Genomic DNA, 18,479 nt, shown 5'->3' with positions numbered 1-18,479 from the left:
GACGAAATTACTTCTACTTCTTCTCTACATCTTGAAAGTCGGCATCGACTATTTTTTCATCATTAGCGGCACTTTCTTCAGCAGGTTGACTCTTGCTTTGTGCTTTATACATCGCTTCACCGATTTTCATACTAGCTGCAGTTAAACTTTCGGTCTTTTCTTTAATCAAAGCAGCATCTTCCGACTCAAGCACGGCTTTTAAAGCGGCTAGCGCTTCTTCAACAGCTCCTTTATCGTCTGATGATAATTTATCGCCATATTCTGTAAGAGTTTTTTCAGTAGAATAAACTAAACTATCGGCAGCATTTTTTGCTTCAATAAGTTCCTTACGCTTTTTGTCTTCATCAGCATTTTGTTCGGCATCTTTAACCATTTGTTCAATTTCCGCATCACTAAGACCACCGGAAGCTTGAATAGTTACTTTCTGCTCTTTACCGCTTGCTTTATCTTTAGCTGAAACATGCACTATTCCGTTAGCATCAATGTCAAACGTTACTTCTATTTGCGGCAAACCTCTTGGTGCAGGAGGTATACCTTCGAGATTAAACTGACCAAGTAATTTATTATCTTTTGCCATTTCACGTTCACCTTGGAATACCCTAATAGTTACAGCATGCTGGTTATCATCAGCAGTTGAGAATATCTGACTTTTCTTAGTAGGTATAGTAGTATTACGATCGATTAACCTTGTAAATACGCCGCCAAGAGTTTCAATGCCAAGGGATAGAGGTGTAACGTCTAATAATAATATATCCGTTACTTCTTTATTAAGTACTCCGCCTTGAATAGCAGCACCGAGAGCTACAACCTCATCGGGATTTACGCCTTTATGCGGCTCACGTCCGAAGAATTTTTTTACGGCTTCTTGTACTTTCGGCATTCTAGTCATACCGCCTACTAATACTACCTCCTGAATATCAGAAGCTTTAAAACCTGCATCCTGTAATGCTTTACGGCAAGGCTCAATTGTTTTTTCAATTAAATCATCTACTAATTTTTCTAGTTCAGCTCTAGTAAATTTAATATTTAAGTGTTTTGGACCGCTACCATCAGCCGTAATATAAGGTAAATTAATATCGGTAGTTACTGCAGAAGATAGCTCTTTCTTAGCTTTTTCTGCGGCTTCTTTCAAACGTTGAAGTGCTAAAGGATCTTTACTTAAATCTATACCGTTTTCTTTTTTGAATACATCTATTAAATGGTTTAATATTCTTGTATCGAAATCTTCACCGCCAAGGAATGTATCACCGTTTGTTGATTTCACTTCAAAAACACCGTCAGCGATCTCAAGAATTGAAACATCGAATGTTCCGCCGCCAAGATCGTATACTGCAATAGTTTTACTTGCCGATTTCTCGAAACCGTAAGCAAGAGCTGCAGCAGTCGGCTCGTTGATTATTCTAAGGACCTCAAGACCTGCTATTTTACCGGCATCTTTCGTTGCTTGACGCTGTGCATCATTAAAATAAGCAGGTACGGTAATTACTGCTTGTGTTACTTGGTCCCCTAAATAATTCTCAGCAGTTTCTTTCATTTTTTGTAAAATGAATGCACTAATTTGACTTGGTGAATATTTATTATTATCCGCTTCGACCCATGCATCCCCGTTATCGGCTTTAACTATATTATACGGTACAATACCTTGGTCTTTCCTAACCATAGGATCGATAAAATTTCTACCGATTAATCGCTTTACCGCATATATAGTATTGCGAGGGTTAGTTACTGCTTGCCTCTTAGCAGCTTGCCCGACTAATTTTTCGCCGTTTGCAAAAGCTATTATTGACGGCGTAGTTCTTTCACCTTCTGCATTTTCTATTACCTTTGGTTCTTTACCTTCCATAACCGCAACACAAGAGTTGGTAGTCCCAAGGTCGATACCTATTACTTTTCCCATAAGATTCCTCGTTTTCTTTTTTTTATTTTATTATGACTTTTGATTTGATATAGTGCGGCTTAAATAATTTTACAAGAGGTGACAATGAAAAAACTACCGATTTTACTAAAACTTTTATTTATTATTAATTTAGTTTTCCTAAATAATATAGTTTTAGCATCTAGCGAAACACGCACTATTATATTTGAAAAAGCAAAGAAAGCAATCGTAACGATCGATACTAGAATTGCCGTATCGGCATATGACGATACAAGTAGTTGGACTGGAACGGGATTTATCAACGATAAGAACAACGGTTATATAATTACTAATACTCATGTTGTCGGCGGTGCGTCTATCGGAACTTATTTTGTTACTTTTTATAACGGTGAGCAGGCAGAAGCAAAACTTATCTATTACGATATTTGGCAAGATTATGCCGTTTTAAAAGTAGAGAGTAAAGATATACCGGCATCAGCAACACAAATATCTTTTGCAAGCGAACTTCCAAAATTAAATCAAAAGGTTTTTGTAGTCGGTAACACAGAAGCAAAAGGTTTTTCTTTCCATACCGGTTATTTATCCGATCTTTATAATATTGAAGGTTTAATGCCGCAATGTACTTATGTTATTAATTTAAATACTACAGGAGGTGCTAGCGGTTCACCGGTATTAAACGATAAGATTGAGGCTATAGGAGTATTATATGGTGGCGGTAAAACTCATTCTCTAGCGCTGCACGGTGATTATGTAGTTCGCACTTTAGAAAGTTTAAAGAATAATAAACAACCAGGCAGAAAACATATAGGAATAATAAGCGAATTATATTCTTTAAATAAAGCAGTTAGACATCACAATTTCCCTAAAGAAGAAATGGATCAATATATAAAGAAATTTCCTGATAGTAGAAATAGAGTGATAAGCGTTAAGGCAGTTCTAGCCGGATCACCTGCCGAAAAATCTTTAAAAGCCGGTGATATTATTTGGGCAGTTAATGATAAGGAACTCGGCGGCAATCTAGCATTATTTGATAGAGAAATGGATAATTTCAAAGGAATAGCTATTAAACTTACTATATTTCGTGACGGAAAAAAGCTAGAACAAGCAGTAGATTTATATGATGTGAACAATAATAAAATCGCTAAAATGATCAATTTCGGCGGTGCAGTATTTTTTGAAGCCGATGATTATTTTAGTAATAAATCAGGTATTCCGCTTAAAGCTCTAAGTATAGCTTCCGTTCAATCCGGTAGTAGCTTTAGCTCTATACCAACGTTTTTTACTAAAGATTATAAAAATGTTTATAGATTGCAAATTTTTGAGATGAAAGATTTAGCTTTAAGTAATCTTAATGATTTGGTGAAATTCTTACCTGCTATTACTAAAGAGAAGTTTATAACGGTTAGATTTAGAAATTATCAACCTTATTATGCTAATTTCGGTTATAATGAACTTATCTCGTCGCATAATGATATGATTGCTGATGTAACTCTAGATTCTATAGATACTAAGCCTTATATATTAAAGTATAATACTATTTCTTATGATTGGGATATGGAAAATATAAAACTTCAGTAACTAATGACATTGTGATAAATTAACAATTCTTAATCAATGAAGTAATATATAATTCAACTTGGTTTGTTGCGTTATTATTCTTAAATTTATAATCTTATATTTTAGGAGAATTGCAAATTAGCTCAGAGTAGTTCGCCAACTAAACTAGGTCATTTTTGTGTGGATTGATAAATATTCTTTATGTTATTCCTGCAAAAGCGAGACAGCATTGTTGCGTGGATACATACTAAAACCGTCATTGCGAGCAGCCGTAGGCTGCGTGGCAATCTCATGAAATAATAACAAACTCATGAGATTGCTTTGTCAATTGCTATACAATTTCCTCGCAATGACAGAAAAATGCCCCTTACTCACTACCTAAGAAACATACTAATTAACAATTCCTCCTAAAATAATTAATAAATTTAGGAGCATTAATGACTAAAGAACAAATACCTACAGTAGATAAAACAAAAAACATCTTTTTTTAAGTTTTTTACAAAAAATAGTAATAACTCTAATACTCAGGATTCACTAACATCACCACGTTCAGATGATGATATAGAGCTGGATGTTTCTAAAAAAGAAGCTTCTTCAAAAAATTCAAAGCATTAATAGACAAGAATGATGCAGCTGCACTAACAGCATTTCTATTTGATAAAAATAATATATCTTACATGATGCGGTTGAGGATAAAGAACAAACATTAGTTGAAAAAAATATTAGAATTAGTTAAATACGTAACAGAGATAACCTATAACGATTCAACAGTGTTACATTCAGCAGTTACAGGAATTGCTAACAAAGAGATTATCAAAGCTTTATTAGCAAAAAATCCTTATTTAGTAATGATCAAAGATGCTTCAAGTCTTACTCCATCATATTATAATACTAGTAAAGCAATATTAGAAATATTGCAAAATTGTGAACGAGATATTATAGACCGGCTTAATATAGAACCATGGTACGGTTGGGCAGAAGATATGCACAAATATTTAGAAGACGATATGTCTATAATCGGGAAAAATAAGCATACAATAATGGAGCTTGTATAAAAAATTTGTAAATTATCAGACAAGCATCTTCCTTGTAAATTTAACATAGAGTATTAGATTTGCAAGGAAGATATAGAGAGTTCTTTAATAAAAAACGGTAAGTATGTAAAACTTACCGATTAAATTTAAAGCTTAAAAAATTATAATTCAGTAATAGGGATATACTTGATATTTCCATCTTCTCCTATCAATGGGTAATACGCTGTTTGAGGGTTATAAGCATCATAACTAATTGATGTTTGTGATGATAGTTTTTGTGCTAATATTACCAATTTTTCTTCATATAACTCAAAAGATTTGTCTAAATCCTCTTTTGTAATCTTTACAGTTTTAACTTCATCTGTATTTACTTTGAGTGTTTCAATATTTTCTGTTGAGCTATATTTTGTTAAAGTTACTGTTTCTAGTAGGGGGAAACATGTTCTTATTTTTACCAAAACTATTTGTATTTGTATTGCAATACTTAGAATAAGTTTATTTAATGACATCTAAATACCTTAAAATTTTTGAAGTGAAAGCATACAAGCCTCACTTATTAGTGTCAACATAAATTAACATTTATTACTATAAATATTAATCAATGCTAATTATTATAATTTTCTTTCACAAAATCGAAATAAACTGTTATTAATATAAAAAACCAATCTTAATCTAATATATGCGTTCTTTATTTGTAATAATTATATTCTTTCTAATGAGCAGTTGTAATTTAAAACCGGTATATAGTGAAAAATACAGTAGAAATAATGATTTAGAAGCTATTGAAGTTGAACCAATTCAAACAATTGAAGGAGCTGAGTTTTATCATCGTTTAACTAGTATTTTACCTCAGAAAGCACAAGCAAAATACCTGCTTAAAGTAAAGCTTATCGCAACAACTATGCCTGCTACTACTATTGAAAAAAACTCCAATGTTTTAAGGGGATATATTAATCAATTAGTTAGATATAAATTAATTGATATAGAAAGCCAAAAGGTTTTAATTGAAGAGAAGTTTTACCAAAACACGTCATATAATGCTATTTGTACACCATATGCAACAAATGTTGAAAGAGATAAAACAGGAATAGACTTGGCATATCAAGCAGCAGAAGAAATTCGTAGCAGATTAATTTTATATTTTACACGAAAATAGTTAAGCTATGAAATTTTATTTGTCACAAATAGGTAGATTATTTGAACTAATAACATCCGGAAAGATTAGAGCTCTTTTACTATATGGTCCTGATAAAGGTTATATAGAAAAAATTTGTAAGCATTTAGTAAAAAGCTTAAATATGCTACAAACTTCTATAGAATACGCAGATCTTAATATTTCATCTTTAGAAATATTACTTAATTCGTCTAATTTTTTTGGTCAAAAAGAATTAATTAAAATCAGATCAGTTGGGAATTCAATCGATAAGAATTTAAAAACAATTCTAAACAGTGATTATATAAATTTTCCTGTATTTATAGGTGAAGAAATGACTTCTAGTGGGAGCATTAGAAAGTTTTTTGAAACGGAAGAATATTTAGCGGCAGTTGCTTGTTATCATGACGATGAAGCAAAAATTGAACGAATTATTTTAGGTAAAGTAGAAAAAACTAATAAAGTTATAAGTAAAGAAGCTATCACTTATTTAAAAGCTCATTTAAAAGGTGATCATGATTTAATTTGTAGTGAAATAAATAAATTAATATATTTTGTTCACGACGCACGCGAAATTACTTTAAACGACGTTCTAGAAGTTATAAGTAGCGAAATTACGGCAAACGGCAGTGATTTAGCAATGTATTTTTCAAAAAAAGATTATAGTAATTTTCTGCAAGAGCTTGACATATTAAAAAAACAAAATATCAATGAAATTTTAATTATTAGAGCCTTAATAAGGCATTATTTAAATTTATATATAGTTTTGTCGAAAGTAAAAAACGGTGAGTGTTTGGAACTCGCAATAAAATCATTATCACCACCGATTTTCTATCAGTATATTAATGATTTTACGAAGATAGCAAACGGTCTTAGCCTCACTGAATGTCTAAAGACTTTAAAAGTGCTACAACAGGCAGAAGTGGATTATAAGTTAAATCCTGCTAGTTTCGATTTATTCCAAAGTATACTCCAAAGTAAATGAAGAGTAGACGAAGTTTAATTTGGAAAAGAGCAAGGAGACTATAAGGCGAGGCGCGGAGCGTATACTTAATACGTGAGCACCGTAGCTCTTATAAGATGACGTAGCCAATTTTTCAAATTAAACGAGTATACATTATGCCTAGACCTGATTTTTCTGACCCTGACAAACAAATTCACGAGATAATTAGAGTTAATCATGCCGGAGAATATGGTGCAAAAAGAATTTATCAAGGACAACTAAAATATATTAAATCTCAAAATGATTATATATTGATTAAAGAAATGCTTGACCATGAAGAAGTGCATTTAAATTATTTTGCAAAAAAATTACTGGCAAAAGAAGTAAGACCTACGTTTTTATTATTTTTTTGGCATCATTATGGATTTTTACTTGGTGCTTTATCTTCCTTGATGGGAATAAAAACGGCGATGCTTATTACTGCGAGTGTAGAAGAAGTAATAGAAAAACATTATGAACAGCAAATAAATTATTTAGAAAATAAAAATGTTGAGCCAGAATTATTAAATAATATTATTAAATTTCGACTTGATGAAATTGAACATAAAAATATTGCTATAATGAATGATAGTACTGAGGCAATATTTGCAGAAATAACTAGTAAAATAGTGAAGATAATTTGTCGTATCTCTATAATTTTCAGTAAGAAAATTTAGAGTTAACAGCTTAATTAGTTAAAAAATCTAGAAATATTTTACTTCTAAGATATTAAGAAGATAATAAAAAAACATTAATAATATTATTAGAAATGGTGATGAAAAGAAAAACTTTTTTTAAATTTTTTCTTTATTTGTTGCATTTGTATTTTTTAGAATCAATAAATCTTTATTTTTATCAAACATAGCTAATACTACTCGCAATTCCTTTATTTAATTTATGCCTAAACCTAATCTAGAATTAATAAATAAAGATGCCAGGGGTTAAGCTCCTGTGGCTTTATGTAAATCACGTAAAAATATGATTGCAAGCATTCATAGAATAGTGGTAATTGTCTAGTAGATAGGATCTTGTTGCATGGATCGATTTTGCAGTTGTCATACCGCGACTTGATCGTGGTATCCAGCTTAAAATACTAAAATTATTAGTATCAGAAGTTGTTTTTATAGATATAATAAATAGTCAAACTATAGTATGAAATCGTATGCGTTTGTCCGATACATGCAACAACATCACAGTCGTAGACTACATGGACTCCCCAAAAAATAATAAAAAAATTTTTATCCTAACTTGTGAAGTATAAATAGAAACACTATAAAAATTTAACGGTGAGAATTGAGAAGCTTTTTTATTTCTTTTCTTTGTTTTGAGTCTTTATGCTATTTCTTTCTTTTATAATTTTCAGTTTAGTTTTAAATGGGGCAACAAATAAAGCAGTATAGTATTCTGCGTCAGAAGCATGTAAAGTTCTATTAGTATCCACCGCTATCCAATCTAAAGCTCTGTGCCCTTTGAAATCTTTAATTTTTTGATCTGCTCCATACTAAAAATTACTTGAATAATTTTCATATAATCAATCTAGGTACTATGTAGCTATACAGCATTAAACCTTTGCCGGTAAGATAGATATTTTCATCTAGTCTAATTAAGTCTAACGCTTGATAATGCTTAAGATTATTCATATCTAAAATATTCTCTAATTTCGTGTTTAATTTCTGCTCCAATGTAGAAATATTTATACCTTTGCTAAGGCGTAAACCCATCATTAGCATTTCTTCAATAATCTCTTGATATGTTAACTTAGTATTAGTTTGAATACCAACATTTTTTGTTTTAACCGAATCTAACCATTTTTCAGGTTTATGCCACATCATAATTGCCGATACCGAACTTGAGGATTCAATGATTCTACTATGAGCTCCGGGGCCTATACCTAAATAGCTATTATAATTCCAATAAGTTAAATTATGCAAACATTCATGCCCTATCATAGCATAATTAGATATTTCATATCTAAAATACTTTTTAGATTCTAGATAATGATTCGTCCATTCATACATTTCAGCTGCCGCATCTGAATGCGGCAAAATCAGATTACCCTCCTTAAATAATTTATAACACGGCGTGCCTTTTTCAATAGTCAATTGATAAAGAGAAATATGCGAGGTAGCGAGCTGCATAGCTTGTTTTAATTCTTCTTGCCAGTCTTTTAATGTCTGACCGCTACGTGCATATATTAAATCAAATGACACTCGTAGAAAAATCGTATTTGCCGCCTCAATTGTTTTAATAGCCTGCATACAATCATGAGTTCTACCTAATTTTTTTAAATCGTCTTCTTTTAAGGATTGCACTCCTATTGAAACACGATTAATTCCGGTGGCTTTGAATGCTTTAAATTTTTCAGTTTCAAAGGATGTGGGATTAGTTTCTAGAGTTATCTCGGTTTGATTATCAATAATTGCTAGATTACTGATTTTATTTATTATGCCTTCAACTATTACAGGATGCATTAAAGAGGGAGTACCGCCTCCAAAAAAAATAGATTTTATATATTTATTTTGAATAATATCCTTAAAATATTCAATTTCAGTTTCATAAGATTTAAGCCACTGATTATGATCTATTATAGTACTTGCCACATGAGAATTAAAATCACAATATGGACATTTTGACAAACAAAAAGGCCAATGGATATAAATACTTAAATCATTAGCCATCACTCTCATATTTTGTATTTTTTAGTGCTAACTTAGGTTTTGTGGACATTTCTAAAAAGATTTAATTCAAGGTGTATGATAAAACACTATTCTAATTCAAAGAAAACTTTAAATAAAGCTTTTAATTTAATAGATATTATAAAATAATGAAAAAATTACCCACTATTTCATAATTTTTTTATTAACTTTTTGTGTTCAAGCTATGGGAAGTAATAATGAACAAATATATAACCCAAAAGACACTAAATTTCTAGACGAAGCTCTAAAATGGGCAAAAGAGCGTACTGATAAACAGAAAAGGCTTGCCAATCTATGCCTACTTATAAGGTAGTTAAGAAAGAAATAGAATCTGTTTGCTATGATCAAAGAAAAACTCCTTTTGGTGCTATACTAAAGGTTACATGTATAATTTTTGGATGGACTATAAAAACCCGCAAGGGTTATGGCGTAGGACATTGGCTGAGAATTACTCGAAAGATAAACCAAATTGGGAAGTGCTAATCGATTTTGATAAATGATCCAAAAAACTCGGTAAAAAAGTAATGTATCGAGGTGGGAGCGATTGTTTTCAAAACCCTAATCGTTTCTTAATTACCATGTCATTTGGCAGTAAGGATGAGATGTTTTTGAGAGCATGGGATTTAGAGAAAAAAGATTTTGTAAAAAATGGTTTTGAGCCAAAAACAAGGAGCAGGGAATTACTAGAAGGTCAATTTACTGTCCCTACTTGGGTTGATCAAGATACTATTCTATTTAATCCAGTTTTGCATCAAGAGGAAGTGACTAACTCTTTATATCCTAGCACGCTCTACATATGAAAGCGAGGAGAACCTATAGAGAAAGCCAAAAAACTATTTGAAATACCAAAGAATTATATACTTGTATCAGCCGTAACAGCCGTAAGCTTTTATCCGATAATATTTCTTCATCTTTAATATTTATATCTGCAGATAAGGATTTTTATAATTACGATAATTATATTCTAGATATTAAAGATGAGAGCTTAAAATTACAAAAAATAAATATGCCATCAGATGCAACACCTGAAGGTTCTTTTAAAGAATATGTATTTTGGCTACTGCATTCCGATTGGCAATTTAAAGATAGTAATATAAAGCAGGGTCACTTGTTGCCATACACTACGCTGATCTTCTAAAAGAAGATAGCGATAAAGCTAGCTTTAAAATATTATTTACCCCAAAAGAGACGGAAGTATTGTATTTTGTAGGCATGACTAAAGATACGGTATTTTTAACTAGCTATGAGAATGTTATTTCAAAAGTAGTAACATTTTTTACATTAGAAAATAATGAATGGACAAAACCGGTAACTTTTAAACTGTCTTATGAAAATACAATTTTTGGTATGTTGTCTGATGATGAGGAAGAAGATGCATTAATTACTATAGAAAATTCTATAGTTCCTCCAACTAGCTATTTATGGGATAAAACTCATGAATTAAAAGTTATTAGAAAGCCTTTATATCCGTTTGATAGCAAAAATTATGTTGTAGATCAAAAGGACGCTACAAGCTCGGATGGAGTTAAAATACCATATTTTATTGTCTATAAAAAAGGTACAAAGATGGTAAGAATCCAACATTACTTGAAGCATACGGCGATTTTCAAGTAATCAACTCTCCATATTTCTCTCGCATGGAAAATGAAGTATGAGTTAAACATGGCGGGGTTAGTGTTCTTGCTAATATTAGAGGTAGCGGAGAGTTTGGTCCTGAGTGGTATAAGGCAACTCAAGAAATAAAACGTCAAACCGGCTTGAATGATTTTATTGCAGTAGCAGAGGATTTAATAAAGCAAAATATTACTAGCCCTGAGTATTTAGGAATTAAAGGAGGAAGTAACGGCGGATTGCTAGTAAGTGTTGCAATGACGCAGCGTCCTGATTTATTTGGAGCTATAGCATGTGAAGTGCCGATAGTTGATACGATACGATATAAAGAATTAGGAGCAGGACATTCATGGGTTACAGAATATGGTGATCCAGCAAAAGTAGAAGATCTAGCACATATTAAAAAATATGCACCGCTAGAGAATTTATCTTTAACGCAAAAATATTAAGCTGTGTTAATTACAGATTTAGTATTAGAGCAGCGTGTACACCCATGGCATGGAAGAATTTTTGAGTATGTGCTTGAGAAAAACCCAAATACTAAAACTTACTTTCTAGAAAGTGTAGATAGTGGGCATGGTAGTGGTAGTGATTTAAAAGATAGTGCCAATTATTTGATCAATATTTATACATTTTTTGCAAATGCTTTGAAATTAAAAATTAATTAAATTAAACACTAACTAAGTCAATCATGTGTTACTTATTATACTACTTGATAGTTAAAAAAAACGTCGATGTCATTCCTGCAAAGACACATGGGTGTCAACTTAAGGAAAAGGTCACCCCGTGGCTTGACTACATGGTCCATATAATTTTAGTATTTTTAACTGGATCCTGCGATCAAGTCAGCATTGTTGCATGGATCGGAAAACCTACTCGATGTCATTCCCGCGTAGGCGGGAATCCAGAAAAATAACTTCAATATTGCTACAGAAGTTACATACTTGATAAAATAACCATATAAACACTTGTTTTTATATGCTTGACTGGATTTCCGCTTGTGCAGGAATGACATAATGTAGATATAATATAAATTCAAGAAAACAATTTTCCAATTCTGCTACGTAATAGATTTTTAGGATTCATTTTACTGGCTTTTTTCATTATCTCGCTTACTTGTTTATATTGCTTTAGCAAAATATTTACCTTTTGTACCGTAGTTCCTGCTCCAGCAGCTATACGTTTCCTACGAGAAGCATTAATTATATCGGGATTTTTACGTTCTTTTGGCGTCATAGATAAAATAATTGCTTCTTGATGTTCAATTATTTTACTATTTAATTTTGATTGATCTATTTGATCCATAATTTTACCGCTACCCGGTAATATACTAAGTATACTTCCAAAACCTCCCATTTGTTTTATACTTCTCATTTGCTGAAGATAATCATTTAAATCAAACTTACCCTTTTTTAATTTAGCTGCCGTTTTTTCGGCTTCTTCTCTATCAACGATACTAGCTGCTTTTTCAACAAAAGAGATAATATCACCCATATCCAGTATTCGAGAAGCTAAACGTTCAGCATCGAATTCTTCTAAATCAGTTAGGTTTTCACCGCTACTTAAAAATTTAATCGGCTTTTTAGTAATATATTTTACACTGAGTGCTGCACCACCCTTGGAATCGCCGTCAATTCTAGATAAAATTAATCCTGAAATTTCTAACTTTTCATTAAAACTACTTGCCGTAACTACTGCATCTTGCCCTATCATACTGTCGATTACTAACAAAGTTTCTGTAGGCTCCACTATCTTTTTTATTGCAAGCGCTTCCTCCATCATCGCTTTATCAATTTGTGTACGACCTGCCGTATCATAAATTACGACATCATAAGCAGAAATTTTAGCCTCAGCAATAGCTCTTTTGACAATATCGAGGGGTTTCTCACCTTGCACAATAGGTAATGAATTAATCTGTACTGAGTTTGCAAGTATAGCGAGTTGCTCTTGTGCGGCTGGTCTGTAAGTATCCAAAGAAACAAGTAAAACTTTCTTATTTTGATTTCTAAGCCGTAAAGCAAGCTTACTACTCGCCGTAGTTTTACCGCTTCCTTGCAGCCCTACCATTAGGAAATTTACGGGCGGCTTTGAATTTAAATTTAGCTTTGTCTCACTTTTACTTGAAGCTAAGAGATTGATCATCTCTTCATGGATAATTTTAATTATCATCTGTCCAGGTGAAACAGACTTAATAACCTCCTGCCCTAAAGCTTTCTGTTTAACTGCCGCTATAAAATCTTTTATCACCGGTAATGCAACATCTGACTCTAAAAGAACCACTCTTATATCCCGCATAGTAGCATCTATGTGGGCTTCCGTCAAAATGCCTGAGCTAACTAGCTTATCAAAAATCTTCGTTAAATTTTGTGTTAAAGTTTTAAACATGCAAATAATTTAATTTATAAAGTTCCTAAAACCTAATATATACTACGAGTAAATGAACAATAGTCAAAATAAAACATAAATTAAATTTATATTCTAGAGGGAAACCGCTTTCTATCTTGAATATCTATTAACTATTAAAAAAAAAGAGTATTATTTCTCTCAATATATTTTGTTGTTTTATGGATAACATAGAAAGTATCGTGTTAATTACCAGAAAACTCATTCACCACTAATATATAACTTGTTTTTAAGTCCAAATCATAATCAATGGTATTATATATTAACTTTTTTATGTCGGTAAATTTTTGCAGTAAATATGAAGGGTGTCTATTTGATAGTTTATTAAAAATCTTATTTTCCAAATCTAGAAGTTCAATATTAACGTTGGCAGATTTTTTAAGGATTCTATTCATTAATAATAATAAATTATCAATAAAATCTAGCCATAATTCTCGGTCTTTAGTAGTAAAGCGATTAATAAAATCTAACGTTTTGTTATCTGCTATCGACTGAATAAACTCGGAATATAATTCGTTTTTAGTATGATGGATAGATGATCTAACATTAATTTTAAAACATCTTGATCTAATTGTAGAAATAATACTTGCAGCTCTTGAAGTAATTAAAAAAATGTAACTATTCTTTGGTGCATCTTCAAGAATTTTTAAGCATGAATTCGCTGCATTCAAATTCATAAGATCCGCCGAATAAATTATTGCAACTTTATAACCTGAAATTGCAGAAGTTTTACTTAAGAAGTATTGTAATTTTCTTATTTGTTCAATAGAAATATTTTTAGCATTAGATGTAGCTGAAGTTTCCCTAGCGATGAAATGATAATCAGGATTGTTTTCAAGAGGAATGCTATTCTTAAAAAGCTTAACATATATAAACTCTTCTAAATCTTTTAAAACTTGCTCTATATTTTCGGCTTCGATAAGCCAGCTATTGTATAGCTTATTATGTTTTAAGTTAAACTCTAGGCGTTCTATCAATGGTTGTAATATCGTCATGAATTGTACTTAAGAAGTATTCTATATCATTCCGGCTTTTGCAGAGCATTGTTGCATGAGCTGGTTTTTCTAGTGTCACCCCGCAAGCTTGTAACGGGGTTCGGAAATTATTAGTACTGTAAATACGTTACTTCTTTTAATTACAAGCTTCTTTCATTTTTCTTCCGGCTCTAAAAGTAGGTTGATTGTAAGCATCTATTTTCATTTTTGCTCCGGTTTTTGGGTTACGACCCTCACGTGCTTTTCTATGATGTATTTCAAATGAACCGAAACCTGTTATATTAATATTATGGTGACTCTTTATAGCACTAATCACACTATCAAGAACTAAATTAAGTGCTTTCTCGGCCTCAGCTTTTGTTAATGTTTTATGTGAAGCATGTTTATGATTATAACCATGGTCGGTCATAAATGCTATAAATTCGGTTTTATTCATTTTTTTTGGTTCTTTTTTGTTATGCGTACTCATAATAAAATCAATTCTCCTTTAATAGGTTAATATGTATTGATGTTTTTTTTATAAAACAATATATACAACTAGCAATAATATACATCAATATATTTTTTATGTGAGTTAATTATAACAAACTACCCACATACTGCAAATGCCAGTTATTTACAAAATTTAAAATATATACGTTATTATATTAATTTATAGAAAAATGTAGCCATTTTACATCAGTAATACTGTTAAAACTATCTTAATCAAGTAATTAAAGTGAAAATGTATCATTAAAACCCTAATTTATTGTCAGTAGTAAATTACAAAAACTAATTTTCTACTCTAGAAAAAATTTTTTTTAATAAAAAACAATATATACTTCATTTACATAAAAAGTGGGAACCGTCTTTCACCTTTTATATAGAATATTTCTAACCGAATAGCAGATTATGTAATAATTCGCTATTCACATTAATTTAGAATAAAATTTTTAAAGAAAAATATATTAAATCCAATGTTATTATCTGAAATTTGTATTAAACGCCCTGTCTTTGCTACAGTTTTGAATTTGGTTATCGTAGCTCTTGGAGCAATGTTTTTTACCAAACTACAAATTAGAGGCACTCCAGATATTTCAGTTCCTATTATAAATGTCGAAGCTCATTATGCAGGTGCCGATGCCTTATATATGGAGCAAGCAATAACGACACCTATAGAAAAAGCTTTAAAGACGGTTAAAAATTTAGATTATATAACTTCTCAAAGTTCTACCGGCAAAAGTAGTATTACTTTATCGTTTCTATTATCTACCGATATTGAAGTAGCACTAAACGATGTCCGCGCCAAAATATCGGATATCACTTATATGTTCCCGCAAGATATGAAAGCCCCATCAGTTGCAAAACTTGATGCCGATAGTTTCCCAAGCCTCTTCATAAGCGTTGAAAGTGATCAATATAGCGATTTAGAATTAACAAAGATCGTCAAAGATAATCTACAAACACCGTTAGATAAACTTGAAAGCGTAGGACAGTCACAAATTTACGGCGGTCGGGAATATATAATGAGAATAGAACCCGATTCTAAAAAATTATATCAACATAAAATTTCTGTATTGGAGATTGAATCCGCAATAAAAGAGCAAAATAAAGATTATCCCGCAGGTATGATTAAAACAAAAAGTAATAATTTTATAGTAACTCTTGAAGGTTCTTTATCTACACCGGAAGAATTCGGTAATATTATTCTAAAAGTACAAAACGGAGGTATCATAAAATTACGAGATATAGCAAAAATATCTTTAACTTCTCCCGATGAGGACATAATCTTTAGATATAACGGCAAAAGCTCTATTGCCCTTGGTCTTATAAAAGCATCAAAAGCTAACGTCATAGATTTATCACATGAAGTAACTCAAGCACTAGAAAGAATTAAAGAATCCATGCCCAAAGGAATAAGCATGGGTATCGCATATGATGGAGCAACGCCTGTAAAAGCATCAATTTATGCAGTATTTCAAACAATTTTTGAAGCTTTAATATTAGTAGTTTTAGTCACTTATTTATTTCTTGCTTCTGCTAAAATTACCTTAATTCCGTTTGTGACGATTCCGGTATCGTTGATTGGTACTTTTAGCGTAATGTATGCTTTTGGATTTTCTATTAATATATTTACGCTCCTTGCTATGATACTTGCTATAGGTTTAGTGGTCGATGATGCGATAGTTATGCTTGAAAACATTTTCAGATATAATGAAATGGGGCATAAACCCATGGAAGCGGCTATGCTTGCTTCTAAAGAAATCGGCTTTGCAATCATTGCTATAACTATTACGCTTGCTGCCGTATTTTTACCCATGGGTTTTATAGAGGGTTTTATCGGGAAATTATTTATTGAATTTGCTTGGACTTTAGCATTTTGTGTTTTGTTCTCAGGATTTGTTGCTTTAACTTTAACTCCTATGATGTCAAGTCGTATGGTTACAAAACATAATACGGACTTACCGAAATTCTTAGTAAAGTTTAACGACATTCTACAATTTATTCAAAATAAATATATTTACTATCTAAAGCTAACTTTTGACAATAAAAAGAAATTTGTCATCATTATTGCATCATCATTTATAGTGCTAATTATTAGTTTTAAATTTACTCAAAGAATTTTCGTACCCCAAGAAGATGATGGATTTTTACAAGTTTCTCTTAAAGGTCCTGAAGGTTCTAGTTTAGAATCTTCTACTAAAGTAGTGAAAGAAGCCGAAAAAATCCTTGCTAATTATAAAGATATATTAGGTTATCTGATGGTAATAGGTGCAGGCGGTAGCGATAATGTTTTTGGATTCATTCCTCTAAAAAATTGGAGTGAGCGTTCTCGTTCCCAAGAAACTATTAAGAATATGTTAAATAAACAGTTTTCTGAAATACCGGGCATGTCGATTTGCGCTATGGATCCACGTTCAATGGTTAGCGGGAATGCAAGTAGCCCTATCGAGTTTACTATTCAAACGAACCTTGAATATGATGATCTAGATAAAATATCACAACAATTTATTGATATAATGAAAACAAATCCTATTTTCTTAAACGTCAATAGAAATTTACAATCGGCAATGCCAACTATAAGTATAGAAGTCAACCGTGATAAGGCTTATTTATACGGAATGGATTTGGCAAATATAGGCAAAACGGTACAATATTTACTTGTAGGTCAACAAATCGGGAATTTTAGAATGAGTAATGATTTATATGACGTTATATTACAATTTAATCAAAAAGATCGAAAAGATATTAGCGATTTTAGTAAAATTTTAATCAGAGCAAAAAATAATAATATGTTACCGCTTGAATCGATAGCCAATATTACGGAAAAAATATCAGTAAAATCATATAGTCATTATAATAATTCAAAATCTGTTACTATTTCTTCTGATCTTGCTCCTGACGGGAAAATTGATGATGCAATTAATGAAATCAATAAAATAGCCGCTAAATTACTTGATCCTAGTAATACTATAATTGAATATATCGGAGAAATTAAACAAATGAGAGAGGCAGACAGTAATATGCTTATAACATTTGTGTTTGCTCTTATGTTTATCTATTTAGTGCTTGCAGCTCAATTTGAAAGCTTTACTGACCCTTTATTAATATTACTCGCCGTACCTTTCTCAATAACCGGCGGTGTACTTGCTCTCTGGCTTGCCGGTAATAGCCTTAATATGTATAGTAATATCGGACTTATTACTTTAATTGGATTAATTACTAAGAATTCTATTATGATAGTAGAATTTGCTAATCAGCTAAGAGAAAAAGGAGTAAAGGTTCAAGAAGCTATAATAGAATCCTCAAAACTTCGCTTGCGTCCAATTCTTATGACTACTCTTGCTGCCGTAGTCGGAGCTTTACCTCTAGTTTTTGCAGACGGAGCCGGTGCTGCTGCTCGTAATTCTATAGGCTTTGTAATAGTTGGAGGATTAAGCATCGGTACTATATTTACAATTTTTGTTATACCTGTAATATATCAAACTTTTAAGAAGGATTAATAAATTATAGAATAATAAAATTTATTAGACATATAGCTCAAAATGAGAAATGATTATTTTACGTTAGTTTTGTTACATGGCTCGGAAAACGCACACAGTGTCATCCCAAGGCCTCGCCACGGGATCCAAAAATGTAACCCATAATACTAGTAATTTTAGTATTTTAACTGGACCCCGCTATCAAGTTGT

At 31.5% G+C, this 18,479-nt stretch carries 12 protein-coding genes and 1 pseudogene; 7 read left to right on the top strand and 6 right to left on the bottom strand.

What is annotated here, in order from left to right:
- Positions 1–13: 13 nt before the first annotated feature.
- On the bottom strand, positions 14–1,897 hold the full coding sequence (dnaK, locus tag ACPKKV_RS02570) for a molecular chaperone DnaK (protein WP_392506049.1): 1,884 nt from the start codon (positions 1,895–1,897) through the stop codon (positions 14–16).
- 63 nt (positions 1,898–1,960) lie between these two features.
- Here dnaK and ACPKKV_RS02565 point away from each other — a divergent pair, with 63 nt between their 5' ends.
- Together ACPKKV_RS02565 and ACPKKV_RS02560 are read left to right on the top strand one after the other, a co-directional pair.
- Complete coding sequence (locus tag ACPKKV_RS02565; RefSeq protein ID WP_392506925.1) at positions 1,961–3,454, top strand: S1C family serine protease; 1,494 nt, start codon at positions 1,961–1,963, stop codon at positions 3,452–3,454.
- A gap of 749 nt (positions 3,455–4,203) precedes the next feature.
- Positions 4,204–4,488 (top strand): hypothetical protein, encoded by a 285-nt coding sequence (locus tag ACPKKV_RS02560; RefSeq protein ID WP_392506924.1) that lies wholly within the window; start codon positions 4,204–4,206, stop codon positions 4,486–4,488.
- 140 nt (positions 4,489–4,628) lie between these two features.
- Here the strand turns inward: ACPKKV_RS02560 and ACPKKV_RS02555 are convergent, their stop codons facing one another.
- Positions 4,629–4,976 carry a hypothetical protein gene (locus ACPKKV_RS02555; protein ID WP_392506047.1) on the bottom strand — a complete coding sequence of 116 codons (348 nt, stop codon included), beginning with the start codon at positions 4,974–4,976 and terminating at the stop codon, positions 4,629–4,631.
- A 170-nt stretch (positions 4,977–5,146) separates the two neighbouring features.
- On the opposite strand from ACPKKV_RS02555, the gene ACPKKV_RS02550 reads away from it, so the two are divergent.
- From ACPKKV_RS02550 to ACPKKV_RS02540, 3 genes are all read left to right on the top strand, one after another.
- Positions 5,147–5,623, top strand: coding sequence for a hypothetical protein (locus ACPKKV_RS02550; protein ID WP_392506046.1), 477 nt, complete (start codon positions 5,147–5,149; stop codon positions 5,621–5,623).
- 7 nt (positions 5,624–5,630) lie between these two features.
- A complete protein-coding gene (gene holA / locus ACPKKV_RS02545) occupies positions 5,631–6,605 on the top strand; it encodes a DNA polymerase III subunit delta (protein WP_392506045.1) in 975 nt (324 codons plus the stop codon).
- A 134-nt stretch (positions 6,606–6,739) separates the two neighbouring features.
- Positions 6,740–7,279, top strand: a complete 540-nt coding sequence (locus ACPKKV_RS02540) for a demethoxyubiquinone hydroxylase family protein (RefSeq protein ID WP_392506044.1) — start codon at positions 6,740–6,742, stop codon at positions 7,277–7,279.
- An 846-nt stretch (positions 7,280–8,125) separates the two neighbouring features.
- On the opposite strand, the gene hemW is transcribed toward ACPKKV_RS02540, so the two are convergent.
- Positions 8,126–9,289 (bottom strand): radical SAM family heme chaperone HemW, encoded by a 1,164-nt coding sequence (gene hemW, locus ACPKKV_RS02535; protein ID WP_392506043.1) that lies wholly within the window; start codon positions 9,287–9,289, stop codon positions 8,126–8,128.
- Positions 9,290–9,482: 193 nt separating this feature from the next.
- Between hemW and ACPKKV_RS02530 the strand changes: the two are divergent.
- Positions 9,483–11,577: pseudogene (locus ACPKKV_RS02530) on the top strand (prolyl oligopeptidase family serine peptidase).
- A gap of 367 nt (positions 11,578–11,944) precedes the next feature.
- Here the strand turns inward: ACPKKV_RS02530 and ffh are convergent.
- The 3 genes from ffh to ACPKKV_RS02515 form a co-directional block, all read right to left on the bottom strand.
- Positions 11,945–13,294, bottom strand: a complete 1,350-nt coding sequence (gene ffh, locus ACPKKV_RS02525; RefSeq protein ID WP_392506042.1) for a signal recognition particle protein — start codon at positions 13,292–13,294, stop codon at positions 11,945–11,947.
- A 203-nt stretch (positions 13,295–13,497) separates the two neighbouring features.
- Complete coding sequence (locus ACPKKV_RS02520; RefSeq protein ID WP_392506041.1) at positions 13,498–14,307, bottom strand: DNA polymerase III delta subunit-related protein; 810 nt, start codon at positions 14,305–14,307, stop codon at positions 13,498–13,500.
- Between the two features lie 136 nt (positions 14,308–14,443).
- Complete coding sequence (locus ACPKKV_RS02515; protein WP_392506040.1) at positions 14,444–14,776, bottom strand: HU family DNA-binding protein; 333 nt, start codon at positions 14,774–14,776, stop codon at positions 14,444–14,446.
- Between the two features lie 487 nt (positions 14,777–15,263).
- Between ACPKKV_RS02515 and ACPKKV_RS02510 the strand changes: the two genes are divergently transcribed.
- Positions 15,264–18,290, top strand: coding sequence for an efflux RND transporter permease subunit (locus tag ACPKKV_RS02510; RefSeq protein WP_392506039.1), 3,027 nt, complete (start codon positions 15,264–15,266; stop codon positions 18,288–18,290).
- The last annotated feature ends 189 nt before the right edge of the window (positions 18,291–18,479 follow it).

This window comes from Rickettsia finnyi (genome assembly GCF_049668125.1).
Classification (GTDB): domain Bacteria; phylum Pseudomonadota; class Alphaproteobacteria; order Rickettsiales; family Rickettsiaceae; genus Rickettsia; species Rickettsia kotlanii.
Note: the sequence above shows the minus strand (reverse complement) of the source record. Positions and strands in the feature narration are given on the sequence as shown.